This is a genomic window from Albimonas pacifica, assembly GCF_900113695.1.
GTDB classification, from domain to species: Bacteria; Pseudomonadota; Alphaproteobacteria; order Rhodobacterales; family Rhodobacteraceae; genus Albimonas; species Albimonas pacifica.
This window is the reverse complement of the sequence record NZ_FOQH01000002.1, coordinates 150,486-174,613: the sequence shown is the minus strand read 5'-3', so window position 1 is coordinate 174,613 and position 24,128 is coordinate 150,486. Positions and strand designations below refer to the sequence as shown.

The 24,128-nt window shown below is 73.3% G+C and carries 20 protein-coding genes; 6 read left to right on the top strand and 14 right to left on the bottom strand.

What is annotated here, in order from left to right:
* Window positions 1-29: 29 nt before the first annotated feature.
* The 3 genes from ligA to sciP all read right to left on the bottom strand — a co-directional run bounded on the left by ligA (window position 30) and on the right by sciP (window position 3,843).
* Window positions 30-2,612, bottom strand: coding sequence for an NAD-dependent DNA ligase LigA (ligA, locus tag BM064_RS03635; RefSeq protein ID WP_177236133.1), 2,583 nt, complete (start codon window positions 2,610-2,612; stop codon window positions 30-32).
* Window positions 2,613-2,719: 107 nt separating this feature from the next.
* Window positions 2,720-3,433 (bottom strand): response regulator transcription factor CtrA, encoded by a 714-nt coding sequence (ctrA, locus tag BM064_RS03630; protein WP_092857989.1) that lies wholly within the window; start codon window positions 3,431-3,433, stop codon window positions 2,720-2,722.
* Between the two features lie 125 nt (window positions 3,434-3,558).
* A complete protein-coding gene (gene sciP / locus BM064_RS03625; RefSeq protein WP_092857987.1) occupies window positions 3,559-3,843 on the bottom strand; it encodes a CtrA inhibitor SciP in 285 nt (94 codons plus the stop codon).
* Between the two features lie 146 nt (window positions 3,844-3,989).
* Here sciP and mnmA point away from each other — a divergent pair, with 146 nt between their 5' ends.
* A complete protein-coding gene (gene mnmA, locus BM064_RS03620) occupies window positions 3,990-5,138 on the top strand; it encodes a tRNA 2-thiouridine(34) synthase MnmA (protein WP_092857985.1) in 1,149 nt (382 codons plus the stop codon).
* A gap of 67 nt (window positions 5,139-5,205) precedes the next feature.
* On the opposite strand, the gene BM064_RS03615 is transcribed toward mnmA, so the two are convergent.
* Window positions 5,206-5,517 carry an ETC complex I subunit gene (locus BM064_RS03615; RefSeq protein ID WP_092857983.1) on the bottom strand — a complete coding sequence of 104 codons (312 nt, stop codon included), beginning with the start codon at window positions 5,515-5,517 and terminating at the stop codon, window positions 5,206-5,208.
* A gap of 1,635 nt (window positions 5,518-7,152) precedes the next feature.
* Between BM064_RS03615 and uvrB the strand changes: the two genes are divergently transcribed.
* Entirely contained in the window at window positions 7,153-9,333 is a 2,181-nt protein-coding gene (uvrB, locus tag BM064_RS03610; protein WP_092857981.1) for an excinuclease ABC subunit UvrB, read from the top strand.
* A 356-nt stretch (window positions 9,334-9,689) separates the two neighbouring features.
* Here the strand turns inward: uvrB and BM064_RS03605 are convergent, their stop codons facing one another.
* From BM064_RS03605 to BM064_RS03580, 7 genes are all read right to left on the bottom strand, one after another.
* The gene (locus tag BM064_RS03605) at window positions 9,690-10,538 is read right to left on the bottom strand and encodes a universal stress protein (RefSeq protein WP_092857979.1); all 849 of its coding nucleotides are present in this window, start codon (window positions 10,536-10,538) and stop codon (window positions 9,690-9,692) included.
* A gap of 28 nt (window positions 10,539-10,566) precedes the next feature.
* A complete protein-coding gene (locus BM064_RS03600) occupies window positions 10,567-12,051 on the bottom strand; it encodes a SulP family inorganic anion transporter (protein ID WP_092857977.1) in 1,485 nt (494 codons plus the stop codon).
* A gap of 1,023 nt (window positions 12,052-13,074) precedes the next feature.
* Window positions 13,075-13,230 (bottom strand): RSP_7527 family protein, encoded by a 156-nt coding sequence (locus BM064_RS27340; RefSeq protein ID WP_177236132.1) that lies wholly within the window; start codon window positions 13,228-13,230, stop codon window positions 13,075-13,077.
* Window positions 13,231-13,722: 492 nt separating this feature from the next.
* Complete coding sequence (locus tag BM064_RS03595) at window positions 13,723-14,262, bottom strand: sarcosine oxidase subunit gamma (RefSeq protein WP_092857975.1); 540 nt, start codon at window positions 14,260-14,262, stop codon at window positions 13,723-13,725.
* Window positions 14,255-17,278, bottom strand: coding sequence for a sarcosine oxidase subunit alpha family protein (locus tag BM064_RS03590; RefSeq protein ID WP_092857973.1), 3,024 nt, complete (start codon window positions 17,276-17,278; stop codon window positions 14,255-14,257). Before BM064_RS03590 ends, BM064_RS03595 begins: the two co-directional genes overlap by 8 nt.
* Entirely contained in the window at window positions 17,278-17,610 is a 333-nt protein-coding gene (locus BM064_RS03585) for a sarcosine oxidase subunit delta (protein WP_092857971.1), read from the bottom strand. The genes BM064_RS03590 and BM064_RS03585 overlap by 1 nt, the downstream gene beginning before the upstream one ends.
* Window positions 17,611-17,721: 111 nt before the next feature.
* Window positions 17,722-17,904: a hypothetical protein gene (locus tag BM064_RS03580; RefSeq protein WP_092857968.1), complete on the bottom strand. Its 183-nt coding sequence runs from the start codon at window positions 17,902-17,904 to the stop codon at window positions 17,722-17,724.
* A 218-nt stretch (window positions 17,905-18,122) separates the two neighbouring features.
* On the opposite strand from BM064_RS03580, the gene BM064_RS03575 reads away from it, so the two are divergent.
* A complete protein-coding gene (locus tag BM064_RS03575; protein WP_092857966.1) occupies window positions 18,123-18,374 on the top strand; it encodes a hypothetical protein in 252 nt (83 codons plus the stop codon).
* Between the two features lie 5 nt (window positions 18,375-18,379).
* Here the strand turns inward: BM064_RS03575 and BM064_RS03570 are convergent, their stop codons facing one another.
* Window positions 18,380-19,624: a sarcosine oxidase subunit beta family protein gene (locus BM064_RS03570; RefSeq protein WP_092857964.1), complete on the bottom strand. Its 1,245-nt coding sequence runs from the start codon at window positions 19,622-19,624 to the stop codon at window positions 18,380-18,382.
* A 410-nt stretch (window positions 19,625-20,034) separates the two neighbouring features.
* Here BM064_RS03570 and ccmI point away from each other — a divergent pair, with 410 nt between their 5' ends.
* The 3 genes from ccmI to BM064_RS03555 are packed head-to-tail and all read left to right on the top strand — an operon-like array spanning window position 20,035 to window position 22,081.
* Window positions 20,035-21,297, top strand: coding sequence for a c-type cytochrome biogenesis protein CcmI (gene ccmI, locus BM064_RS03565; protein WP_092857962.1), 1,263 nt, complete (start codon window positions 20,035-20,037; stop codon window positions 21,295-21,297).
* On the top strand, window positions 21,294-21,806 hold the full coding sequence (gene ruvX / locus BM064_RS03560) for a Holliday junction resolvase RuvX (RefSeq protein WP_092857960.1): 513 nt from the start codon (window positions 21,294-21,296) through the stop codon (window positions 21,804-21,806). The genes ccmI and ruvX overlap by 4 nt, the downstream gene beginning before the upstream one ends.
* A complete protein-coding gene (locus BM064_RS03555) occupies window positions 21,803-22,081 on the top strand; it encodes a DUF1289 domain-containing protein (RefSeq protein WP_092857958.1) in 279 nt (92 codons plus the stop codon). The genes ruvX and BM064_RS03555 overlap by 4 nt, the downstream gene beginning before the upstream one ends.
* Before the next feature lie 187 nt (window positions 22,082-22,268).
* Here the strand turns inward: BM064_RS03555 and dusA are convergent, their stop codons facing one another.
* A complete protein-coding gene (dusA, locus tag BM064_RS03550) occupies window positions 22,269-23,270 on the bottom strand; it encodes a tRNA dihydrouridine(20/20a) synthase DusA (protein ID WP_092857956.1) in 1,002 nt (333 codons plus the stop codon).
* Window positions 23,271-23,538: 268 nt separating this feature from the next.
* On the bottom strand, window positions 23,539-23,970 hold the full coding sequence (locus BM064_RS03545; RefSeq protein ID WP_092857954.1) for a c-type cytochrome: 432 nt from the start codon (window positions 23,968-23,970) through the stop codon (window positions 23,539-23,541).
* Between the last annotated feature and the right edge of the window lie 158 nt (window positions 23,971-24,128).

The following is a 24,128-nucleotide window of genomic DNA, read 5'->3' as shown; positions in this document are numbered from 1 at the left end:
GGCGGCCCGCCGCCCTGCGGGAAACCGTATCAGGCGCCGGCCATCGCGATCCAGTCGTCCTCGGAGATGACCTCGACGCCCAGTTCCTCGGCCTTCTTGAGCTTCGAGCCGGCGCCCGGCCCCGCGATCACCAGGTCGGTCTTGGCCGAGACCGAGCCCGCGACCTTGGCCCCCAGCGCCTCCGCCCGGGCCTTGGCCTCGACGCGGGTCATCTTCTCGAGCGTGCCGGTGAAGACGAGGGTCTTGCCGACCACGGGGCTGTCGGTCGCCTGCGCCTCGGGCGGGACCGGGGTCAGCAGGGCCGCGAGCCGGTCGATCGCCGCGCGCTCCTCCGCGCCTGCGAACCCGTCGGAGAGGGAAAGCGCCAGCGTCGGGCCGACGCCGTCCGCGTCGACCAGGTGGCGCCAGGCCGCCTCGGCCTCGGGGGGGACCTCGGCCGCGTCCCAGGCCGCCTTGCGCGCCTTGGTCAGCGCGGCGCGCCGTCCCTCCTCCTGGGCGGCGCGACGCTCCTCGGCCTCGGCCGCGTCGGCGGCGCGGTGGGCGAGCGCCGCGGGACGGGCGAGGTCCAGCGCCTCGGTCATCTCCGCCCAGCCGCCGTAGAGCCGGGCGAGGTCCATCGCCGCCACCTCCCCGACATGGCGGATGCCCAGCCCGAAGATCAGCCGGTTGAGGTCGATGCGCCGCCGCTCGTCGATCGAGGCGAAGAGGTTGCGGGCCGAGACCGCGCCGAAGCCCTTCACCTCCGCCAGCGGGGTCGTCGAGAGCGTCTTCAGCGCCTCCGCCGCGGCGCGGAGCGCGGCGTCGGCCTCCCCCTGCGGGATCTCGATCCCCAGCGGGGCCAGCAGGGCGCGGTATTCGGCGGCGAGCTGGTCGCGCCGCTCGAGCCCCGCCAGCCGCTCGAGGAAGGTCTCGGGGCTCGCGGCGATCAGCTTGCCGGCGCCGTCGCGGGCCTCGAGCGTGAAGATGTCGGCGGGCTCGCCGATCCAGTTGAGGGCGTGGAACAGCTCCACCTGCTTGGCGCCCAGCCCCTCGATGTCGAGCGCGTTGCGCGACACGAAATGGCGCAGGCGCTCGACCTGCTGGGCGGGGCAGACCAGGCCGCCGGTGCAGCGGCGCACCGCCTCGCCGGGCTCGCGCACGGCGGGCGAGCCGCAGGCGGGGCAGGTCCCGGGCGGGGTCCAGGGCGTCGCGTCCGCGGGCCGGCGCGAGAGGTCCACGTCCAGCACCTTGGGGATCACGTCGCCGGCGCGGTAGACGGTGACGGTGTCACCCACGCGCAGGTCCGCCTCGCGGATCCGCTCGCCCTTGGCGCCGAGGCCGGCGATGTAATCCTCGTTGTGGAGCGTGGCGTTGGAGACCACGACGCCCCCCACCGTCACCGGCCTGAGGCGCGCGACGGGGGAGAGGGCGCCGGTGCGCCCGACCTGGATCTCGATGTCCTCGAGCACGGTCGTCGCGAGCTCGGCGGGGAACTTGTGCGCGATGGCCCAGCGCGGGGTCGCCGAGCGGAAGCCCAGCCGCTGCTGCCAGTCCAGCCGGTCGACCTTGTAGACCACGCCGTCGATGTCGTAGCCGAGGTCCGCCCGCTCCGTCTCGATGCGCCGGTAATGGGCGAGCGCCTCCGCGATCGTCGCCACCCGCCTCGCCAGGGGGTTCACCTGGAAGCCGAGCGATTCCAGCCGCTTCAGCGCGCCCGCCTGGGTCTCGGCCAGGGGCGCCGAGAGCTCCCCCCAGGAATAGGCGAAGAAGCGCAGCGGACGCGAGGCGGTGATCGAGCTGTCGAGCTGGCGGAGCGAGCCGGCGGCGGCGTTGCGGGGGTTGGCGAAGGTCTTGGCGCCCTGCTCCGCCTGGCGCGCGTTCAGCGCGGCGAAGTCGGCGTGGGACATGTAGACCTCGCCGCGGACCTCGAGGATCCCGGGCGCGTCGGCGAGGGTCTCGGGGATATCTTCGACGGTGCGGGCGTTGGCGGTGACGTTCTCGCCGGTCTCGCCGTCGCCGCGGGTGGCGGCCTCGACCAGGACGCCGTTCTCGTAGCGCAGGCTCAGCGACAGGCCGTCGATCTTGGGCTCGGCGACCAGCGCCACCTCCTCCTCGGCGCCCAGGCCCAGGAAGCGGCGCACCTGGTCGACGAAATCCGTGGCGTCGGCGTCGTCGAAGGCGTTGGCGAGGCTCATCATCCGCACGCGGTGGCGGATCTTGCCGAAGCCCTCGGCCGGCGCGGCGCCCACCCGCTCGGAGGGGGAATCGTCGCGCTTCAGCTCGGGGAACCGCGCCTCGATCTCGCGGTTGCGACGCTTGAGGGCGTCGTAGGCCGCGTCGTCGACCAGCGGCGCGTCGTCCTGATGATAGGCGGAATCGAAGCGGCCGAGAAGGTCGGCGAGCCGCGCCAGCTCGGCGCGCGCCGCGGCCTCGTCCAGCTCGGCCACGGGCGTGCCCGCATGGGCGCCGTCCTCGAGGTCGAGCCCGTCGCCGCGCTCGCGTCCCGGCGCCGCCTGCTCCGAGCCGTCCGGGACGGGACCGGCGCCGGCCGCGGGGCCGGCGCCGGGCTCGGCGCTCGCATCGGTGCGGGGCTTCGGGTTGGGTTCGGCGTCCTGCACGTTTTCGGCCGACATGCGATCCTCCCGGTTTCGGAACGCTCGTCATGTAGGCCGGCCAACCGCCCGTCAAGCTCCGCCGGGGGGAAGGGCTTCTCCCTCCCCCGTCCGACGCAGCGTCGCCCTCAGCCGACCTCGGCCGCGGCCAGAGGCGCGGCCATCGGCGTCGGGTCGCGCAGCACGTAGCCGCGCCCCCAGACCGTCTCGATGTAGTTGTCGCCGCCGGTCGCGCCCGACAGCTTCTTGCGCAGCTTGCAGATGAAGACGTCGATGATCTTCAGCTCGGGCTCGTCCATGCCGCCGTAGAGATGGTTGAGGAACATCTCCTTGGTCAGCGTGGTGCCCTTGCGCAGGCTCAGAAGCTCCAGGATCTGGTACTCCTTGCCCGTGAGATGGACGGGATGCCCGTCGACCTCCACCGTCTTGGCGTCGAGGTTCACCTTGATCTTGCCCGTCTCGATGATCGACTGGGCATGTCCCTTCGAGCGGCGCACGATCGCGTGTATCCGCGCGATCAGCTCGTCCCGGTTGAAGGGTTTGGTGAGGTAGTCGTCGGCCCCGAAGCCGAAGCCCTTGATCTTGTGCTCGGTGTCGTCGAACCCCGTCAGGATCAGGATCGGCGTGTCGATCTTCGCCACGCGAAGCTTCTTCAACACGTCGTACCCGGTCATGTCCGGCAGGTTCAGATCCAGCAGGATCAGGTCGTAGTCGTAGAGCTTGGCGAGGTCGATGCCTTCCTCGCCAAGGTCGGTGGCGTAGACGTTCAGGTTGGCGTTGCGGAGCATCAGCTCGATGCTCTGCGCCGTCGCCGGATCGTCTTCGATCAATAGGACGCGCATGTACGCTCCTCCGTGCAGGAATGGGTGCGTCCACTGACCCTGCGTTAGAAAGGTAAACGGTCTGTTACCACCTTAACGCGAGTTAAGCGGAATTGTCACGGAACATTCACCTCCCGGTTGAGCGGTCATCCCCGCGTCGAGCGATAGCGCTGCAGCGCCGTGGTGCGCAGCGCGTTGATCCCGTGGCGGGAGACCGCCTCGAGCCAGCCGTCGAGCTCCTCTTCGGACAGGCCCCAGGTCTCGCGCGCTTCCTGCGCGGTGATCAGGCCGCCCTTCACGGCGGCCACCACCGCCGCCTTGCGCCGGGCGACCCAGCGGCGGGTCGAGGGGCTCGGCAGATCGGCGCGCGTAATGCGCATGCCGTCGGGGCCGACGACGGAATCCGGACGGACGTTCGCTTCGATACGCATTGTGTCGCTCCACAAGCAGTTCACTCACCCGAGGCCGAAGCTAGCCGGAGCCGATTTCACGAAGGTAAAAGGCCGAAACTCTATAGTTCGGGTTGTTCCTATCGGCGCTGGCGCGTATCTGCGGGCCTTGCTGAGGAGGCTCCGTGATGACCCTGCACGCCCCCGTTTCCGCCCCGACGCCGCTGGGATTCGACCGCCCGGCGGCCGACGTGCGCGTGGTCGCGGCGATGTCGGGAGGCGTCGACAGTTCTGTGGTCGCGGCGATGCTCGCGCGCGACGGCTACGACGTGGTCGGCGTGACCCTGCAGCTCTACGACCACGGCGCGGCGCTGGCGAAGAAGGGGGCCTGCTGCGCGGGCCGCGACATCCACGACGCCCGCCGCGTGGCCGAGGCGATGGGCTTTCCGCACTACGTCCTCGACTACGAATCGCGCTTCCGCGAGGCGGTGATCGACGATTTCGCCGACAGCTACCTGGCCGGCGCCACGCCGATCCCCTGCGTGCGCTGCAACGAGCGGGTGAAGTTCCGCGACCTGCTGGAAACCGCGCGCGAGCTCGACGCCGACTGCCTCGCCACCGGTCACTACGTGCAGCGGATCGAGGGGCCCGGCGGGCCCGAGCTGCACCGCGGCGCGGACCCGGCGCGCGACCAGAGCTATTTCCTCTTCGCCACCACGCGCGAGCAGCTCGACTACCTGCGCTTCCCGCTGGGCGGCTTCGGCTCCAAGGCCCGGACCCGGGCGCTGGCGGCGGAGTTCGGGCTGGGCGTCGCCGACAAGCCCGATTCGCAGGACATCTGCTTCGTGCCCAACGGCGACTACGCCTCGGTGATCGAGAAGCTGCGCCCCGGAGCGGCCGAGCCGGGAGAGATCGTGCATCTCGACGGCCGCGTGCTGGGCGAGCATGCGGGCCTTCTGCGCTTCACCGTCGGCCAGCGTCGCGGCCTGGGCGTCGCCACCGGCGAGCCGCTGCATGTGATTCGCCTCGACCCCGAGACGCGGCGCGTGATCGTCGGCCCGCGCGAGGCGCTGGGCATCCGCCGGATCCCCCTCAAGGAGGTGAACTGGCTGGGCGACGAGGCGATGGAGGCCGCCCCCGAGGGCGGCTGGGAGATCGAGGCGCGGGTCCGCTCGACCCGCCCGCCCGCGCCCGCCCGCCTGCGCCCCCTGCCCGGCGGCGGGGTCGAGGTGGAGCTGGCGGCGGCCGAACAGGGCGTCGCGCCAGGCCAGGCCTGCGTCTTCTACGCGACCGAGGGCACGCGGGTGCTGGGCGGCGGCTGGATCGCCCGGGGCTGAGGGCGCTCGCCCATGAAAAAGGCCGCGCCCGGGGTCCGGGCGCGGCCTTTTTCGTCCGGCGCCGCGATCAGTGGGTCCAGGCGCCCCGACGCTCGAACGCGAAGTTCGAGCCGTAGCCCTTGGGGCGCACGTTGACCTTGCGGGCCTTGGGCTCCTGCACCTGGGCGGGGATGCCGTGCCGCTGGGCGTAGTCCAGCGCGGCCTCCTTGGTGGGGAACTCGATGCGCACCTGGTTGCGGGTGCTGCCGCCGCCGGTCCAGCCCATCAGCGGGTCGATGCGCTGCGCCTGCTCCGGAGCGAACTCCAGCACCCAGACGTGGGTGCGGGCCACGCCGGACTGCATGGCGGTCTTCGCGGGACGGTAGATTCGCGCGAGCATGTCGGACGCCCTCCTGAAACCTTCCCGCCGGATATGCCGCGGCGCGGCGCGAAGGGCAAGCGGGCGAAGCCGCGCGGGCGGCGGCGGCGGGCGCCCGGCCGGGGGACTCGGTCTCGAAATGCAACGCGGGCAAGGCGTTGCGATGCTTCGAATGCGCGCGACATCGCGGTTGCGGCAAGGCTTGGGAAAGGGAATCACCGCATAACCGCTGCTGGGTGACGGAGGCGCAGGCCTCCGGGGAGACGACGGTCCCCGACGCAGGAGCGTCGACGCACCGCGGAACGACCGGCCGACCAGGGGTGGACGGCCGCGGCTCCGCGAGCGCGAGGGACAGGTGATCGATGGCCGTGCCGAGGGCTGAAGCCCCGCCGGGCGGCCGCCCGGATCGAAGTCCGGACGACGTCCGACATCCGCACCGACCGCCGCGGCCGCAGCGCCGCGGGCGGCGACGCCAGGCGGGCCCCTAAGGCCGGCATGGCGGCTCGCCCGGGTGCGGAGGGGACGGGAGGCGACGCCGGCGGGGGCCGGCGGCCTCGCCCGGTCCGTTGCGGGAACGCACCCCGCGACGCGGTCGGGCCGCGAAGGATGCGCCCGGGCCGCGAGGTCCCGACATCGGCGGACAGGCCGGGCGCGCGCCGACGCGGCGGACGACTGAACCCCGTCCGCGCGACGGACCCGCGGCGCCGCCGGCGCTCCCCTGCGGAGCGTCGGCGGCGCGCGGGACGCGACCTTGCGGCCGGGGACGGCCGGGGATGCCTCGAGACGGATCGAAGCGGCGGTGCGGCGAGGCTGCATCCTCCCCCAGCCAGGACGGCGGAGCCGACCCCATGGTCCCGGCGGCAGCGGATACGTCTCCGTTCCTGGCCCATGCCTCGAAGAGACGTGCCGCGGCGCCCGCCCACGGCGCCGCCGCATGACGTGACGCCCCCCCGGGCGCCCAGGCCGCCCCGCGATGCCGAGCGGTCAGGGCGTCTGCGCCGCCCCCGCCTCGCGTCGCCGCCGCGGACGCTCGGATGCTTCGACCATGCCGAATGCGAGGACGACGCCCTGGTCTTCGGCTCGGCCGATCCCGATCAACGAAGCGGGCCGCCTCCGCCCGCCGGGCGCCAGGCTCCCTGCCCCGGTGCGGGGAGGCCGCGCTTCCGGCAGTCGAAGGATCGAGCGGCCAGCGAGCTGGGAAGCTGGGAAGCTGGGAAGCCCGGAAGCCCGGAAGCCCGGAAGCCCGGAAGCCCGGAAGCCCGGAAGCCCGGCCGGCGCAAGCCCTCGCGTCTTGCAATCCCTCCGCTGCCCGGACAAGAAAAAGGCCGGTCGCCTTGTCGGCGACCGGCCCGGACGGCGGCGTCTCGCCTCGTCCGTTCGCAAGGTCCACGGAGTCTGTGCTTCCGCGGTATAGGGTGATCGCCGACCGAACGCTTGGGAGCGAGGGGTGGGGTGGGTGGTGCCGCGCCCGGCCGGCGATCCTTCTTGTTGGTCCACTTGAACCATACGTCCCATGGGGACGCGTGGACAACAAGAATTTCAACCTGTGCGTGTGTCGCCTGGGATGTTCGCTTGACCCTCCGTTCTTCCGGCGGGCGCTTGATTAACCCCGCGACAAGGCCAATCTCGGGTAAAACGGTGAAGAGAGGGTTAAGGATGTCGGTGGATTCGTTGGTCACCATCCCCGAGCCGCGCAAGCGCGAGAAGCTCGAGGGCGGCGTGCGCCTGGAGATGGTCACCGAGTACGAGCCCGCCGGCGACCAGCCCACCGCCATCGCCGAGATCGCCGCCGCCGTCGAGGCGGGCGAGCGCGACCAGGTCCTGCTCGGCGCCACCGGCACCGGCAAGACCTTCACCATGGCCAAGGTGATCGAACAGACCCAGCGCCCTGCGCTCATCCTCGCGCCGAACAAGACGCTGGCCGCACAACTTTATGGAGAGTTCAAGCGGTTCTTTCCGAACAACGCCGTGGAATATTTCGTCTCGTATTACGACTACTACCAGCCCGAGGCGTATGTTCCACGATCGGACACCTACATCGCCAAGGAGTCCCAGATCAACGAGCAGATCGACCGGATGCGCCACGCCGCCACCCGGTCCCTGCTGGAGCGCGACGACGTCATCATCGTCGCCTCCGTGAGCTGCATCTACGGCATCGGCGCGGTCGAGACCTACGGCGCGATGACCCAGGACCTGATCTCGGGGAATGACTACAATCTTAGAGACATCATGCGCGAATTGACCGCGCAGCAGTACAAGCGCAACGACGCAGCCTTCGCGCGCGGCACGTTCCGGGTGCGCGGCGATTCCCTCGAGGTCTGGCCCGCCCACCTCGAGGACCGCGCCTGGCGATTCTCCTTCTTCGGCGAGGAGCTCGAATCGATCGCCGAGTTCGACCCCCTGACCGGAGAGCGGATCGCCGACCTGCAGAAGGTGCGCATCTACGCCAACAGTCACTACGTGACGCCGCGCCCGACGATGCAGCAGGCGGTGAAGGGGATCAAAGCCGAGCTCGCCATGCGCCTCGACCAGCTGGTCAAGGAGGGCCGCCTGCTGGAGGCCCAGCGCCTCGAGCAGCGCACCAACCACGACGTCGAGATGCTGGAGGCCACGGGCGTGTGCAACGGCATCGAGAACTACTCGCGCTATCTCACCGGCCGCGCGCCGGGCGAGCCGCCGCCCACCCTCTTCGAATACATCCCCGACAACGCCCTGGTCTTCGCGGACGAGAGCCACGTCACCGTGCCCCAGCTCGGCGGCATGTACCGGGGCGACTACCGGCGCAAGTTCACCCTGGCCGAGCACGGCTTCCGCCTGCCCAGCTGCATGGACAACCGCCCCCTCAAGTTCGAGGAATGGGACGCGATGCGCCCCCAGTCGGTCTTCGTCTCCGCCACCCCCGCCGCGTGGGAGCTGGAGCAGACGGGCGGCGTGTTCACCGAGCAGGTGATCCGCCCCACCGGCCTCCTCGACCCGCCCGTCGAGATCCGGCCCGTCGAGACGCAGGTCGACGACCTCCTCGACGAGGTGAAGCGCGTGGCGCAGGAGGGGGGCCGGGTGCTGTGCACCACGCTCACCAAGCGCATGGCCGAGGACCTGACCGAATACCTCCACGAACAGGGCGTGCGGGTGCGCTACATGCACTCCGACATCGACACGATCGAGCGGATCGAGATCATCCGCGACCTGCGTCTGGGCGCCTTCGACATCCTGATCGGCATCAACCTGCTGCGCGAGGGGCTCGACATCCCCGAGTGCCGGCTGGTCGCGATCCTCGACGCGGACAAGGAAGGCTTCCTGCGCTCCGAGACCTCGCTGATCCAGACCATCGGCCGCGCGGCGCGCAACGCCGACGGCCGGGTGATCATGTACGCCGACCGCATCACCGGCTCGATGGAGCGCGCGATGCGCGAGACGGACCGTCGGCGCGAGAAGCAGCAGGCCTATAACGAACAGCACGGGATCACCCCCCAGACGATCCGCAAGAACGTCGAGGACGTGCTGGAGGGCGTGTGGAAGGGCGACACCGACGCCGCCCGGATCACGGCGAAGATCGACAAGGGCCCCAAGCCCGGCGCCAACCTGCAGGCCCACCTCGACCAGCTGCGCAAGGAGATGCTCAAGGCCGCCGAGAACCTGGAGTTCGAGGAAGCCGCCCGGATGCGCGACGAGATCAAGCGGCTGGAGGCGGTCGAGCTCGCCATCGCCGACGACCCGCTGGCCCGCCAGTCCGCCGTCGACGCCGCCGCCGAGGAAGCCACCAAGGCCCGCGGCCGCTCCACCGCCGGCAAGGCGGGCACGCGCGCCTACCGCGGCTCCAGCCAGAAGAAGCGCTGAACCCGCGCCCTCCGCGCCCCGGCGCGCGCCCCGGGCGCCCCCGCCCGCAGGCCCGCCGGGGAGCGCCTGTTCTCCGGAGCCGTCTCTCGCGGATGCCGTGAAGAGCGACTCGCCCGACGCGGTCAAGGATCGCGAAGCGACCGCGCTTGCGCGGCTTGTCCTTGACCGCGTCGGGCGAGTCGCTCAGGCATCCATCGGCGAGAGACGGGTCCGGAGACCAGGCGCGGGGCTTGTTCTTTGGTGAGTCAGGAGCCCGCCGGAGGCTCCCCGGCCAGCCCGTGCGGGAGAGCCCCTCCCCCGGGCGCCCCGCAGCCCAGCCCGCCCGCAGGGCGCCTGTGGGCCGACGACCCCGCCCCTCAGCGGAACAGGAACACCGGCAGCCGGCAGCCGCGCAGCAGCTCCTCGGTCACGGACCCGATGATCATCGAGCGGATGCGGGAATGGCCGTAGGCCCCCATCACCAGCATCTCCGCCCCCCAGCGCTCGGCGTCCTCGACCACCGCGGTGGCCGGGGTCCCGGGCAGGATCGCGGTCTCCACCGCCAGGCCCGCCCCTTCCAGGATCGCCGCGGCGCCTTCCAGGGCCCGACGGCTCTCGGCGGTCTCGGCGCCGGCGAAGACCAGGCGGAAGCGCAGGCCGACCGCGGTCGGCGAGCGGGACATGTGGTCCACCGCCTTCAGCGCCGAGGCGCCGGCGTCGAAGGCCACCAGCACCTTCGAGATCGGCCGATAGGCGCGCGAGGCCACGAAGACCGGCCGGTCCGCCGCCCGCGCCACCCGCTCGAGGTTCGAGCCGAGGTGCCCCCTGGCGAAGTCCGCCGCCTCGCCGCGCTTGCCGATCACCACCATGTCGGCGTCGGCCGCGGCCTCCTGCACCTCGTCGAGCAGGTCGCCGATCCGCAGGCGGGAGGAGGTCTCGATCCCCTGCCCCTTCAGGATCGCCTCCGCGTCCTCCAGGATCGCGCGGCCCCGGGTCTGGGCGAGGCGGGCCATGCGCGCGTCGAGCTCGGAGAGCTCCTCCAGCAGCGCCGTCCGGGCCCCGAGCGCGATGGCGCCCGAGAAGTCCCCGGTGGCGGCATGGCGCCGGCCGATGACGTGCAGAAGCTCCACCGAGCGGCCGGTGCGCGCCGAGAGCCAGGCGGCGTGCTCGCAGACGCTGCGCGAATATTCGGACCCGTCGACCAGGGCGACCAGCTTGCCGCTCATGTTCCCCTCCTCCCGGCGCGTTTCGCGCTCAGTGTCCGGCCAGGCGGTCGAGCGCGCCCGGCTTGTCGTGCTCCGCCAGCCGGTCGACGATGGTCGAGCTGGCCTCGTTCAGGCCGAGGATCTCCACCTCGGCCCCCTCCCGGCGGAACTTCAACACGATCATGTCCAGCGCCGCCACCGAGGAGATGTCCCAGATGTGGGCGGCGGAGACGTCGATGGTCACCCGCTCCAGCGCCTCGCGGAAGTCGAAGGCGGCGGCGAAGCGCTCGGCCGAGGCGAAGAACACCTGCCCCTCGACCCGGTAGGCGCGATGGCGCCCGTCGGCGGAGAGCTCGGAGGTCACGCGGAAGATCTGGGCGATCTTGCCGGCGAAGAAGATCCCCGACAGCAGCACGCCGGTCAGCACGCCCAGCGCCAGGTTGTGGGTGTAGACCACCACCGCCACGGTCGCGAGCATCACCACGGAGGACGACCGCGGATGCGTGCGCAGGTCCCGGATCGAGGACCAGGAGAAGGTGCCGACCGAGACCATGATCATGATCGCGACCAGCGCCGGCATCGGGATCAGCCCGACCCAGTCGCCCAGCATCACGCAGAAGATCAGCAGCATCACGCCCGCGAAGGCGCAGCTGAGGCGCCCGCGCCCGCCCGACTTCACGTTGATCATCGACTGGCCGATCATCGCGCAGCCCGCCATGCCGCCGATGAAGCCGGTGGCGAAGTTGGCGACGCCCTGGCCGATGCACTCCTGCGTGCGCGAAGAAGGCGTGTCGGTCAGCTCGTCCACCAGGTTGGCGGTCATCAGGCTTTCCAGCAGCCCCACCGCGGCCACCGCCAGCGAATAGGGCAGGATGATCTGCAGCGTCTCGAGGGTGAGCGGCACGTCGGGCGCCGCGAAGGCCGGGAAGGTCGTGGGCAGCTCGCCCATGTCCGAGACGCTGCGCACGTCGAGCCCGAAGGTCAGCGAGACCGCCGTCAGCAGGAGGATGCAGACCAGCGGCGAGGGGATCGCCTTGGTGACCATCGGGAACAGGTAGATCACCCCCAGCCCGGCGGCGACCATCACGTAGGTGATCCAGGTGACGCCCGTCAGCTCCGGAAGCTGGGCCATGAAGATCAGGATCGCGAGCGCGTTCACGAACCCCGTCATCACCGAGCGGGAGACGAAGGTCATCACCCGACCCAGCCGGGCCGCCCCCGCCAGCACCTGCAGCGCGCCCGCCAGCACCGTGGCGGCGAGCAGGTACTCCAGCCCGTGGTCCCTGACCAGCGTCACCATCAGCACCGCGGTCGCCGCGGTGGCCGCCGAGATCATCCCCGGCCGCCCGCCGGCGATGGCGGTCAGCAGCGCGATGGAGAACGACGCGTAGAGCCCGACCTTGGGGTCCACGCCCGCGATGATCGAGAAGGCGATCGCCTCGGGGATCAGCGCCAGCGCCACCACGAGGCCGGAGAGGAGGTCGGCGCGGGGGCTGCCGATCCAGGAATCGCGATAGGCGGCGAAGGAGATCATGGGCGCTCCGGGTTGGGGGCCTTGCGCGGCGGCCGTCCGGGGGGCGCCCGTGGGGGGCGCGGGAGGGCTCGGCTCGGGCCGGGGCCGGCGAGAGGCGGAGACGGGGCGGCGCTCGCCGCGGAAAGGCGGACCCGGGCGCGCGGGGCCCGGCCGCCCGTTCGCTACCGAAACCGCTGCTGCGGCGCAACAGAGGCGCCGCGCGGGTTTCCGTCGCATCAACCTCGGCCCGGAGACGAAAAAGCCCCGACCGGAGGGAGGACCGGTCGGGGCTCATGGACCGTCCGGGGCGGCCGCAGGGAGGCGCGGCGCAGGCCCGGAGGTCGCGGCAGGCGCGGCGGGAGGGAGGACCCGTCGACCCTGTCCGACCGCCGCGTCGGGGGGAGGACCCTTCGCGGCGGAAGAAAACGCCCCGACCGGAGGGAGGACCGGCCGGGGCAAGGACCGTCCGGGCCGGCCGCAGGGAGGCGCGGCGGGGGCCCGGAGGTCTCGCAGGGGCGGCGGGAGGGAGGACCCTTCGCCCCTGTCTCGCCGCCGCGCCGGGGGGAGGACCCGTCGCGGCGGAATGGGCGCCCCGGTCCGGAGGGAGGACCGGCCGGGGCAAGGACCGTCCGGGCCGGCCGCAGGGAGGAGCGGCGGGGGCCCGAAGGTCTCGCAGGGGCGGCGGGAGGGAGGACCCTTCGCCCCTGTCTCGCCGCCGCGCCGGGGGGAGGACCCGTCGCGGCGGAATGGGCGCCCCGGTCCGGAGGGAGGACCGGCCGGGGCAAGGACCGTTCAGGCGGGCCGCAGGGAGGAGAGCGGCCGATGCCCTGAGGGTCTCGCAGAGGCGTCGGGAGGGAGGACCCTTCGCCCCTGTTCCACCGACGCTTCGGGAGGGAGGACCCTCGGCGGCGGCGATCTCTTGACGACGTCTCGGTCGTCGATCATCTGACGACGCGTCCGTCGCGGACCGCTCGACGACATCTCCGTCGTCGGCGTCGTTCAGGCGGTCCTGGGGACCGCGTCCGGCCCGGGGGCCGGGGCCGCTCAGGCGCGGCGGGCGTCGGCGCCGGCGTGGCCGCCGAAGAGGCCGCGCAGCCAGGCGCCGAGGCCGAGGACCATGTCGCGCATCGCGACGGCGCGCAGGCGGCGGGCGTCGGCTTCGATCTGGGCGATCTCGATGTGGGTCAGCTTCTTGGTCATCCGTCTTCTCCGATCCTGGGTCCGCCCCGGCGCTGGTCTCGTTTCCGTCCCGAGGTCCGCGTCGAGCGGGGCGTCGTTCGTCGTTTGCTTGGCTGTTATAATCGGAACTCCTTACCGTTTTGTGCAGTGCGGTAATTTCGAAAGCCGCTCTGCATTTCGTGCATGGCTTGGTCAGCAGCGTTGACCCTATCGGCGCCCTCGCCGCCACCTGACGCGCACGTCAGTTGGACCGCTGCAAGTGCTTGAAGCGCGGGGGCTTTTTGCGCTCAGTCGCCGTTCATGGCGTTGCCGCGGAAGGGGTTGGCGGACGGTCTGAAGGCGCCGGGACAAGCGCGGCCGCCGCCTGGGGGGCGCTCTGGCCGCCCTGCCGGGACGGCGCTGCGGGCCCAGCCTCGCGCCTGCTGCAACGCAGCATGTCCGCAAATGCATGGCCCGCCGCGCGGGGCGCGGCGGGCCGGGAATCGACGGCGGGCGCGAGTCGGCGGGGCGGCCTCAGAACACCCCCGGCAGGCTCCCCGGGCGGCAGGAGACGTCGAGCCAGCGCTCGACATGGGCCGCGACCGAGCGGAAGCAGACCATCTCGAACGCGTCCGGCTCCTCCGCGACCTGCCCGAAGGCCGCCGCGAGCTGCCCGAGGCGCGAGCGGCGGAAGTCGTGCAGGCCGAAGGCCGCCGGCGACAGGTCCACCGGCGCGCCCTTGGCCAGCGTCTCGCGCGCGCCGGGCCCCTCGATGCGGAACAGGGCGCGGGCGTCGGAGAGGTCGACGGCCAGGTGGTGGCGCCCCTCCATCGCCTCGGCCACGGCGGCGAGGACGGGCGCGGTCCCGGCCCGGGGCAGCACCAGCAGCAGCTCGTCCGGGCTCATCCAGGCGAGGCGGCGGTCGTCCCTGACCGACAGGCGGCGCGTCTCGGGGACGGGCAGCCCGCAGGCCTTCTGCAGGGCCTTGCGCACGACCCCGACCGAGAGGTCGGCGCGCAGGCCGATCATGCCGCGGTCGCGGACGCGGGACCAGGAGACGGCGGGATCAGACATCGTTGCGCTCCCCCTCGGGGTCGAAGAAGACCGGCGAGACGATCGTCGCCCGGATCGGCTGGCCGTTCGGGACGGGGAAAGTCAGGACCTCGCCCATCCGCTCGGGCCCGTTCTCGACGAGCGCCATGGCGATCGAGCGGCCGAGCGTCGGCGACCAGTAGGTCGAGGTGACATGGCCGACGGTCCGCTCGCGCCCGTCCGCCAGCCGGCCCTCGACCGCATGGGCGCCGTCGGGGAGCACGACCCTGGGGTCCTCCGTCTCCAGCCCCACCAGGCGCAGGCGGTCGGGGCGGGTCAGGTCGGCGCGCATCAGGCCGCGCTTGCCGATGAAGTCCGGCTTCTTCTTCGACACCGCCCAGCCGAGGTTCAGGTCCAGCGGCGTGACGGTCCCGTCCGTCTCGTCGCCGATCATGATGAACCCCTTCTCGGCGCGCAGCACGTGCAGGGCCTCGGTCCCGTAGGGCTGGACGTCGAACTCGCGCCCCGCCTCCATCAGCGCGTCCCACAGGGCCTGGCCCTGGGAGGCGGGCACGGCGATCTCGTAGCTCAGTTCGCCGGAGAAGGAGATCCGGTAGACCCGCGCGTCGAAGGCGCCCAGCCGGCCCTCGGCCCAGGCGAGGAACGGCAGCGCCGCCTTCGAGACGTCCATCTCCCCGCCGCCGGCGGCGTTCACCTTCTCCAGCACCTTGCGGGCGTTGGGGCCGGCGACGGCGATCTGGGCCCACTGCTCGGTGACGTTGGCGACGTAGACCTTGAGGTCCCACCACTCGGTCTGCAGCCACTCCTCCATCCAGGCGTGGACGCGGTCGGCGCCGCCGGTGGTGGTGTGGACGAGGAAGCTGTCCTCGCTCAACCGGGCGGCGACGCCGTCGTCGAACAGGAACCCCTGCTCGGTGCACATCAGCCCGTAGCGGCAGCGCCCCGGCTTCAGCGTCGACATCATGTTGGTGTAGAGCCGGTCGAGGAACGCGGCCGCGTCCGGCCCCTTCACCAGGATCTTGCCGAGCGTCGAGGCGTCCAGGATCCCGACCGAGCGGCGCACGCCCAGGATCTCGCGGTTCACGGCCTCCTCGGTGCTCTCGCCCTGCTGGCGGATCGCGTAGGGGCGCCGCCAGTCGCCGACGGGCTCCCACACGGCGCCGTGGCGGTCGAGCCAGGCGTCGAGCGGGGTGCGGCGGATCGGCTTGAACAGCTCGTCCTTGGCCGAGCCCGTGATCGCCCCGAAGGTCAGGGGCGTGTAGGGCGGGCGGAAGGTGGTGGTCCCGACCTCGGGGATCGGGGCGCCGCGGGCCTCGGCCAGCACCGCCAGCCCGGGGATGTTCGACAGCTTCCCCTGGTCCGTCGCCATGCCCAGCGTGGTGTAGCGCTTGGCATGTTCGACCGAGACGTAGCCCTCGCGGCTGGCGAGCTGCACGTCCGAGACCTTCACGTCGTTCTGGAAATCCAGGAACGCCTTGGCGGCCAGCTTCGGCGGCATCTTCGCAGGGCAGGTCCACAGCGGAACGACGGCCCCTTCCTCGGGCGCGGAGACCTTGGGCGCGGCCGGAGCCTCGCCCGTCGCGCCCGCCGCGGCGGCGGCCCTGGCGCCCGCGACCGCCGCATCGGCGAGCGATGCGACCGCGTGCAGCTCGCCGTTGGCGGTTCCGGCGCAGATTGCAAAACCCTCGCCGTCGACGCCGGTCGGCGGGCGCTTGGGGTCGGGGCGGAACTGGAGCGTCGCCTCGTCCCAGGTCAGCTTGCCGCCGCAGTGGCTCCACAGGTGCACCGCCGGCGACCAGCCGCCGGAGACGGCGACCGCGTCGCAGGGGATCGTCTCGACCCCCACGCCGTTGCCGTCGACCCGGCCGACGGCGAGGCCGCTGACGCGCGAATGGCCCTCGGTCCGGATCGGACCGAAGCCGCCGCGCACGTCCAGCCCCGCCGCCCGCGCCGCCTCGACCAGCGGGCCCGTCGGCGTCTCGCGCGCGTCGAGGATCGCGGGCACGGCAATGCCGGCCGCGTGCAGGGCGAGCGCCGTGCGGTAGGCGTCGTCGTTGTTGGTCGCGACCACCACCCGGTCCCCCACGGCCACGCCGTAGAGGTCGAGGAAGTCGCGCACCGCGCCCGCCAGCATCACGCCGGGACGGTCGTTGCCGGCGAAGGCCACCGGCCGCTCGATGGCGCCGGACGCCAGCACCACCTGCTTCGCCCGGATCCGCCACAGCCGCTCGCGCAGGGCGGGACCGCCCTCGGGCGCCTCCTCCAGCCGCTCGGAGGCGAGCACGTAGCCGTGGTCGTAGACGCCCGCGGCCTGGGTGTTGAGGCGCATCGCGACGCCGGCCTCGGCGAGCGCGGCGACCTGGGCCTCGATCCAGTCGGCGGCGGGGGCGCCGTCGATCTCGATCCCGTCGGCCGGGGCGCGGCCGCCCCAGTGGGCGCCCTGCTCGACCAGCAGCACCCGCGCGCCCGCGCCCGCCGCGGCCCGCGCGGCGGCGAGGCCCGAGACCCCGCCGCCCACCACCAGCACGTCCGTATAGTAGTGGAAGTGCTCGTAGCGGTCCGGATCGGGCGCGGTCGGCGCCTTGCCCAGGCCCGCGGCCTGGCGGATGAAGGGCTCGAACACGTGCTTCCACGCCCGGCGGGGGTGGATGAAGGTCTTGTAGTAGAAACCCGCGGGGAAGAACGGCGCGGCGAGCGCGTTCAGCTCGCCGACGTCGGCCTCGAGGCTGGGCCAGTGGTTCTGGCTCTCCACCTGCATGCCGACCTTGAGCTGCGTGGTGGTGGCGCGCAGGTTGGGCGTGCGGCGCGAGCCCGCGCCCACCGCGACCAGCGCGTTGGGCTCCTCCGAGGATGCGCCCACCACCCCGCGCGGGCGGTGATACTTGAACGAGCGGCCCATCAGGACCTTGTCGTTGGCGAGCAGCGCCGAGGCGAGCGTGTCGCCCGCGACGCCCTCGAGGCGCTTGCCGTTCCAGTCGAAGGGCAGCGGGCGGAAGCGGTCGACGAGGCGACCGCCCTGCGGCAGGCGACGGGCCATCAGGCGTCCTCCCCTTCGGGCGTCCAGCCGGGGCGGCGGGCCTGGATTCTTTCGACGATCTCGGCGGGGGGCGCGTGCACGTCGGCGCGATAGGCGCCGAAGACTTCGAGCGTCACGGTGCAGCGGGCGAGGTGAAACCACTTCCCGCAGCCGAAGGCATGGCGCCAGCGCTCGAAATGGACGCCCTTGGGGTTCCGGCGCTCGAACAGGTAGCCCATGAAGGCGTCGTCGTCGCCGTCGGGGCCGATGCGCTTCAGGTGCGCCTCGCCGCCGGGGTGGAACTCGGTCTCCTCGGCGGAGACGCCGCAGTGGGGGCAGGTCAGGAGGAGCATCAGGCGGCCCCTCCCGACATCGCGACCGACGTCACGACCGACGTCACGACCGACGTCACGACCGAACTCACGACCGCGCGGGCGCGCCCGAGGGCGCGCGCCGGCCGGCGATCAGTTCTTGTCGACGTCCACGTCGGGCAGCTTGAGGGTGACGGACGGGCCGTCGTCCGCGCCCGCGCCGGTCGGCAGGTTGCCGGTGTAGGCGAGGATGCCGCCGCCCACCGCGACCACAAGCAGGGCGCCGACGATGAAAGCCAGAAGCGGGTTGGCGCCGTTGCGATTGCCGTCAGCCATGACGATGTCTCCTCGTGTCGGTTAAGGTTCCGACCCTGGACATAGGGGCGTTCGGCGAGGTTCCAACCACTGTTCATGGCCGTGTTGCACCCTTTACAACGGTTTTCAGGAACGGACCGATAACTATTCCGGCCGTTTCTGGGCGAAGCGGACGAAACACGGCCCGAAATCGGGGCGAAATCGCGGCGGCGGGCCGCGCGGCGCAGGGAGACACGCGCATGGGCGACGAGACGGGGGCCGCGGGCCTGATGCAATGGGCGCCCTTCGCGCTGATCGGCGCGGTGTTCGTGTGGGTGCTGCTGCGCCGCCGGCGCCGGCCCGGGACCCGCGCCGACCGCACCACCGAGGCCGCGGCCCGCGCCGCGGTCGAGGCCGAGCTGCGCCGGCGTCATCGCGGCCGCGACAATGCCGGCGGCCCGAACGACGGGGCGCCCGGCGGCGGACACGGCGGGGACGGGGGGAACGACTGAGCGGGTCAATGGGCCACCGCGGCGGCGACCGACTCGTCGATCATCCGTCCCTCGCGGAAGCGCTCGAGGCCGAAGGGCCCCGCCACAGGGTCCTCGCCGTTGGCGATCATCGCGGCCGTCGCCCAGCCCGAGCCGGGGATCGCCTTGAAGCCGCCCGTGCCCCAGCCGCAGTTGATCCAGATCCCCGGCACCGGCGTCGGCCCGATGATCGGCGAGCGGTCGCCGGTCATGTCCACGATCCCCCCCCACTGGCGCAGCATCCGCAGGCGGGAGATGATCGGGAAGGTCTCGACCAGCGCGCGCACCGTCTCCTCGACATGCTGGAAGCTGCCGCGCTGGGTGTAGTTGTTGAACCCGTCCGCGCCGCCCCCGATCACCAGCTCGCCCTTGTCGGACTGGCTCATGTAGCCGTGCACGGTGTTGGCCATCACCACGCAGTCGATCACCGGCTTGATCGGCTCGGAGACCAGCGCCTGCAGGGCCACGGATTCGACCGGCAGGCGGAAGCCCGCCATCTCGGCCAGCACGCCCGAATGCCCGGCGACCACGATGCACAGTTTCCGGGTGCGGATCGGCCCGCGGGTGGTCTGCACGCCCGTCACGCCGTTCGCGTCGCGGTCGATGCCGGTGACCTCGCAGCCCTGGATGATGTCGACGCCGAGGTCCGAGGCCGCGCGCGCATAGCCCCAGGCGACCGCGTCATGGCGCGCGGTGCCGCCGCGGGCCTGCCACAGGCCGCCCAGCACCGGATAGCGCGGCCCCGCCACGTTGAGGATCGGCACGATCTCCCGGCAGCGCTCGGGCGAGACGATCTCGGTGGCGATGCCCTGGGCGCGGTTGGCGCTCTCGGTGCGCTTGTAGGCGCGCAGCTCGTGCTCGGTCTGGGCCAGCATCAGCACCCCGCGCGGGGAGAACATGATGTTGAAGTTCAGCTCCTGGCTCAACGTCTCGTAGAGGCCGCGGGCGAGTTCGTAGATCGCCGCCGAGGGGTCGCGCAGGTAGTTCGAGCGGATGATGGTGGTGTTGCGCCCGGTGTTGCCGCCGCCCAGCCAGCTCTTCTCCAGCACCGCCACGTTGCGGATCCCGTGGTTCTTCGCGAGGTAGTAGGCGGTGGCGAGCCCGTGCCCGCCGCCGCCGATGACGATCGCGTCGTACTCGGACTTGGGCTCGGGCGAGCGCCAGGCTTTCTCCCAGCCCTGGTGCCAGGAGGCGGCGTGCCGGGCGATGGCGAAGACCGAATAGCGGGCCATGGGCGGGGGAACCTCCGGGACTGCGCGGGCGGGACGCGGCGCGAGGCGCGTCGGCCCCCTTCTGCCGGAACCCTCCGGCGGCCGGGGGCGCGGAAACGCCGTCTCGGCCAAGGAAAGCGACAGCGGCGGCGCGTCGCAACCCCCGCCGGCGTCGCGGGCGGGAACCCGAGGGACGCCGCCGCCGCCCCGGGCCCGCGCCGCACCGCCCTCGCCCGCCGCGCGCGCGCGCCCCGCGCAACCTCCCCGGACGGGCGTCCCGCACGGGCGTCGCGGGGTCGGGCCCGGGGGCGTCGAGCCCTCCCGCCCCGGGGCGCCGCGAGCCGCGGGCCGGCGCGGGACATGACGCCGCGGCGGGGCCGCTCACGCGGGCGTCGGTGGACGGATCGCGCGCGCGAGGCTAGGGGAGCCGCATGGAGTTCTGGATCGCCGCCCTCGTCGCCGCCCTGCTCGCCGCCGCCTGGCTGGCGCGCCCCCTGCTGACCGCCGCCGCCCCGGCCGAGCCCGAGGCCGCCCGCGACGTGCAGGTGTTCCGCGACCAGCTCCGCAGCCTCGACCGCGACGTCGAGCGCGGCGTGCTGGCCCCGGCCGAGGCAGAGGGCAGCCGCGCCGAGATCTCCCGACGCCTGCTCGCCGCCGCCGCGGAGGCCGAGCGCCAGGCCCCCGCCCGCCCGGCGCCGAAGGCCGCCTCGCGCGCGCTGGCGGCCGGGCTCGTGGCGGCGGTGCTGCTGGGCGGCGGCGGGCTCTATCTCTGGCTCGGCGCCGGCGGCGCCCCCGACCGGCCGCTGCAGGCGCGCCTCGACGAGGTGCGCTCCCGCCAGGCGCAGCGCCCCTCCCAGGCGGAGGCCGAGGCGCAGCTCGCCGCCGCCCAGTCGCCCGAGCCGGAGGCCGAGCCCACGCCCGAGGAGACGCGGATGCGCGACCTGGTGGCCCAGCTGCGCACCGCGCTCGCCGACCGGCCCGACGACGTGCGCGGGCGCCGCCTGCTCGCCGACAGCCTGATGCGGCTCGGCGACGTGAAAGAGGCCCAGGCCGCGATGCGCGAGGCGATCGAGCTGCAGGGCGACGCCGCCCCGGCCGAGGACCGCGTGGCGCTGGCCGAGGCGATGATCCTCTCGGCCGGCGGCTATGTCTCGCCGGAGGCCGAGACCCAGCTCGGCCGCGCGTTGCAGGCCGATCCGACCAACGCCGTCGGGCGCTACTACGCGGGCCTCGCGCTGGCCCAGACCGGGCGCTACGGCCTCGCCCTGCGCTTCTGGCGCGCGCTGCTGCGCGAAGGCCCCGCCGACGCCCCCTGGATCGCCCCGATCCGCGCCCAGATCGCCGACCTGGAGCAGGCCGCCGCCCAGGCCGGCCAGCTCGAGGAAGCCGGGCCCGCGCCCGCCGCCCCCGCCCTGCCCGGCCCGAGCCGCGAGCAGATGGAGGCCGCCGGCGAGATGACCGCCCAGGACCGCGCCGCGATGATCGAGGGCATGGTCGCGGGCCTCGCCGAGCGGCTGGAGGCGGAGGGCGGCTCGGCGCAGGAATGGGCGCGCCTGATCTCCGCCTACGGCGTGTTGGGCCGCACCGGCGACGCCGCCGCCGCCTACGCGGCCGCGCGCGCAGCCCATGCCGGCGACGCCGAGGCCGAGGCCACGCTCTCCGACGCCGCCCGCGGCGCGGGGGTCGCCGAATGACCGACGCGCGCCCGGGCTTCGCCCCGATCCTCGAATCCGCCCAGGCGGCGGAGCTGCGCCCGCTGCTCGCGCGCGACGCCCAGCTCGTGGGCCTCGACCTCGGCGACCGCACCATCGGCATGGCGATTTCCGACGGCCGCCGGCGCATCGCCTCCCCCCTGACCACGGTGCGTCGCAAGAAGTTCCGCGCCGACGTGGACCGGATGCTCGAGGCGCTGGAGGGCCGCACCGTGGGCGGCTGGGTGCTGGGCCTGCCGGTGAACATGACCGGGGACGAGGGCCCGCGCTGCCAGTCCACGCGCGCCTTCGCGCGCAACTTCGCGCGCCTGACGCAAGCGCCGATCCTGCTGTGGGACGAGCGCCTCTCCACCGTCGCCGCCGAGCGGGCGCTGCTCGAGGCCGACGCCTCGCGCCGGCGGCGCGCCGAGGTGATCGACGCCGTGGCGGCGGCCTATATCCTCCAGGGCGCGCTGGACCGCCTGTCCGCGCTCGAGCCGGAGGACGAATGACCGACCGATCCGATTCCGGGCACGACCCCCGGGCCGAGGCCGCCGCCGTCTGGCGGCGCGCCGAGATCGAGAGCCCCTGCGTGAACGTCTGCGTGCTGCACCCCGCGGCGAAGATCTGCGTGGGCTGCTTCCGCACCGGCGAGGAGATCGCCGCCTGGTCGCGGATGACCTCCGAGCGCCGGCGCGAGATCATGGCCGGCCTCGCCGAGCGCGAGCGCGCCCTGCGCGCGCCCGGGAACCGACCCTCCGCCCGCCGCCGCGCCCGCCGGGGCTGACGCCCCGCGGCCGCGCCGTGATCCTGCGCCGTGAGTCCGCGCCGTGAGTCCGTGATGGGGTCGGCGGGCGGGCGTTGCGGCCGCGCAGCGGACGCGAGAGCCGCCCCCGACCCCGCGCTCCCCGACGCCCGGAACCGCCCGCGAGGACCGTCCCGGCCGGCGCCCGATCTGCGGGCCGCGCCCGGGCTCAGGCGGCCGCCGGGATCACTTCGCTCAGCGCCTCCTCGATCAGCCGGGCGTCGGCGCCGGGCCGGTGGGCGGCCTCGGAGATCGTCCGCCGGAAGCGCCGCGCGCCGGGCAGCCCGTGGAACAGGCCCAGCATGTGGCGGGCGATGCGGTGCAGCCGCTCGCCCTTCGCCATCTCGTCTTCGATGTAGTCCATCATCGCCCGCGCCACGGCGACCGGGTCCGCGTCCGGCCCCTGCGCGCCGAAGATCCGCCGGTCGGCCGCGGCCAGAACCCGCGTCGGCTCGTGATAGGCCGCGCGCCCGATCATCGCCCCGTCGAGCCCCGCCGCGAGCCGCCCCTCGGCCGCCTCGAGATCCGCGAGCCCGCCGTTCGCCACGATCTCCAGCTCCGGGCGCCGCGTCTTCTGGGCGGCGACGAGGTCGTGGTCCAGCGGCGGGATCTCCCGGTTCTCCTTGGGGCTCAGCCCCTGCAGCCAGGCCTTGCGGGCGTGGACCGCGAAGCTGCGCACGCCGGCGTCGGCGATGCGGTCGAGGAACGCCGGCAGCACGTCGGCCGGCTCCTGCTCGTCGACGCCGATGCGGCACTTGACGGTGATCTCGGGCCCGCCCTCGGCCTCGCTCGCGCGGATCATTGCGGCGACGCAGGCGGCGACCGTCTCCGGCTCGCGCATCAGGCAGGCGCCGAAGGTCCCGGTCTGCACCTTGTCCGAGGGGCAGCCGACGTTGAGGTTGATCTCGACATAGGGCCAGGCGCAGGCCCGCCGCACGGCCTCGGCCAGCACCTGCGGGTCCGAGCCGCCGAGCTGCAGCGCCACCAGGCCTTCCAGCTCCGGCCGGAAGCGCAGCAGCCGCTCCGCATCCCCCCGCACGATCGCCGAGCCCACCACCATCTCGGTATAGAGCAGCGTGCGCGCGGACAGCTTGCGATGCAGGACCCGGCAGTGGCGGTCGGTCCAGTCCATCATGGGCGCGACGGAAAGGCGGCGGTCAGGTCTGGTCATCTCGGCTCGCGGTCTGCTCCGGCGGCGATCCCCTGCGCAGGCGACGCCCCTCGGGGGGCCGGCCGCGCGTGCGGGCGCCTTTAGCACGCCGCGGCGGGCCTGTCCCCCCCTCGCCCGGCGGGGCCGCCCGGGGGCGGGGCCTGCCGGGACGCGCGGCGGACGATCCACAGCCGGACCGCCGGCCCGGGGCCGCAGGAGAGGGGGGATCGGGGAGCCGGCCGCCGCCCCGGCGCGACGGCGCGCGCCGGGGTCGGAGGGCGGGCGGGGGTCAGTCGGCGCCGTCGGCGTCGACGCTGACCAGGTAGGCGTAGATGTCCTCCATCCCGCTGGTCAGCTTGAAGGTCATCTTGCCCCGGGCCGAGGCGTCGTCGAGGGTCTCGCGCAGGAAGGCGGTGGGGTCCTGGACGTAGACGGTGAACGTCGCCTCGTCCCAGGTCAGGCCCGCCTCGCCGGCCGCCTTCATGCTGTCGCTGTAGCCCTTGAAGCCCTCGACCGAGCCCGCCTGGCGGCCGATCACGCCGTAGAGGTTCGGGCCCACCTTGCCGCCGCGCTGGACGACCTCGCCGCCGGGGGCGACGATCTCGTGGCAGGCGCGGCACTTCAGGAAGATCTTCTCGCCCCGCGCGGCGTCGCCGGCGGCCAGCGCCGGGGCGGCCGCGGAAACGGCGGCCAGGATGGTGAATGCGGCGATCGTCCTCATGTCTTTCGTCCTCCGGTGTGGTGCGGCGGCGCGGGGGCGACGCCGCGGGTGGTCGCGGATGGTCGTTGCCGCGCGCGGGCGCGGCAGGTCAGCGGCGCGCGCGGGCGCCAACGGTCATTCATTGGCGCGTGCGGGCGCGAACGGTCAGTCATTGGCGC

Bases quoted from the DNA above. Each gene is read 5' to 3' on its own strand.
- ligA (WP_177236133.1), bottom strand. From the start codon at position 2,612: ATGTCGGCCGAAAACGTGCAGGACGCCGAACCCAACCCGAAGCCCCGC.
- ctrA (WP_092857989.1), bottom strand. From the start codon at position 3,433: ATGCGCGTCCTATTGATCGAAGACGATCCGGCGACGGCGCAGAGCATC.
- sciP (WP_092857987.1), bottom strand. From the start codon at position 3,843: ATGCGTATCGAAGCGAACGTCCGTCCGGATTCCGTCGTCGGCCCCGAC.
- mnmA (WP_092857985.1), top strand. From the start codon at position 3,990: ATGACCCTGCACGCCCCCGTTTCCGCCCCGACGCCGCTGGGATTCGAC.
- BM064_RS03615 (WP_092857983.1), bottom strand. From the start codon at position 5,517: ATGCTCGCGCGAATCTACCGTCCCGCGAAGACCGCCATGCAGTCCGGC.
- uvrB (WP_092857981.1), top strand. From the start codon at position 7,153: ATGTCGGTGGATTCGTTGGTCACCATCCCCGAGCCGCGCAAGCGCGAG.
- BM064_RS03605 (WP_092857979.1), bottom strand. From the start codon at position 10,538: ATGAGCGGCAAGCTGGTCGCCCTGGTCGACGGGTCCGAATATTCGCGC.
- BM064_RS03600 (WP_092857977.1), bottom strand. From the start codon at position 12,051: ATGATCTCCTTCGCCGCCTATCGCGATTCCTGGATCGGCAGCCCCCGC.
- BM064_RS27340 (WP_177236132.1), bottom strand. From the start codon at position 13,230: ATGACCAAGAAGCTGACCCACATCGAGATCGCCCAGATCGAAGCCGAC.
- BM064_RS03595 (WP_092857975.1), bottom strand. From the start codon at position 14,262: ATGTCTGATCCCGCCGTCTCCTGGTCCCGCGTCCGCGACCGCGGCATG.
- BM064_RS03590 (WP_092857973.1), bottom strand. From the start codon at position 17,278: ATGGCCCGTCGCCTGCCGCAGGGCGGTCGCCTCGTCGACCGCTTCCGC.
- BM064_RS03585 (WP_092857971.1), bottom strand. From the start codon at position 17,610: ATGCTCCTCCTGACCTGCCCCCACTGCGGCGTCTCCGCCGAGGAGACC.
- BM064_RS03580 (WP_092857968.1), bottom strand. From the start codon at position 17,904: ATGGCTGACGGCAATCGCAACGGCGCCAACCCGCTTCTGGCTTTCATC.
- BM064_RS03575 (WP_092857966.1), top strand. From the start codon at position 18,123: ATGGGCGACGAGACGGGGGCCGCGGGCCTGATGCAATGGGCGCCCTTC.
- BM064_RS03570 (WP_092857964.1), bottom strand. From the start codon at position 19,624: ATGGCCCGCTATTCGGTCTTCGCCATCGCCCGGCACGCCGCCTCCTGG.
- ccmI (WP_092857962.1), top strand. From the start codon at position 20,035: ATGGAGTTCTGGATCGCCGCCCTCGTCGCCGCCCTGCTCGCCGCCGCC.
- ruvX (WP_092857960.1), top strand. From the start codon at position 21,294: ATGACCGACGCGCGCCCGGGCTTCGCCCCGATCCTCGAATCCGCCCAG.
- BM064_RS03555 (WP_092857958.1), top strand. From the start codon at position 21,803: ATGACCGACCGATCCGATTCCGGGCACGACCCCCGGGCCGAGGCCGCC.
- dusA (WP_092857956.1), bottom strand. From the start codon at position 23,270: ATGACCAGACCTGACCGCCGCCTTTCCGTCGCGCCCATGATGGACTGG.
- BM064_RS03545 (WP_092857954.1), bottom strand. From the start codon at position 23,970: ATGAGGACGATCGCCGCATTCACCATCCTGGCCGCCGTTTCCGCGGCC.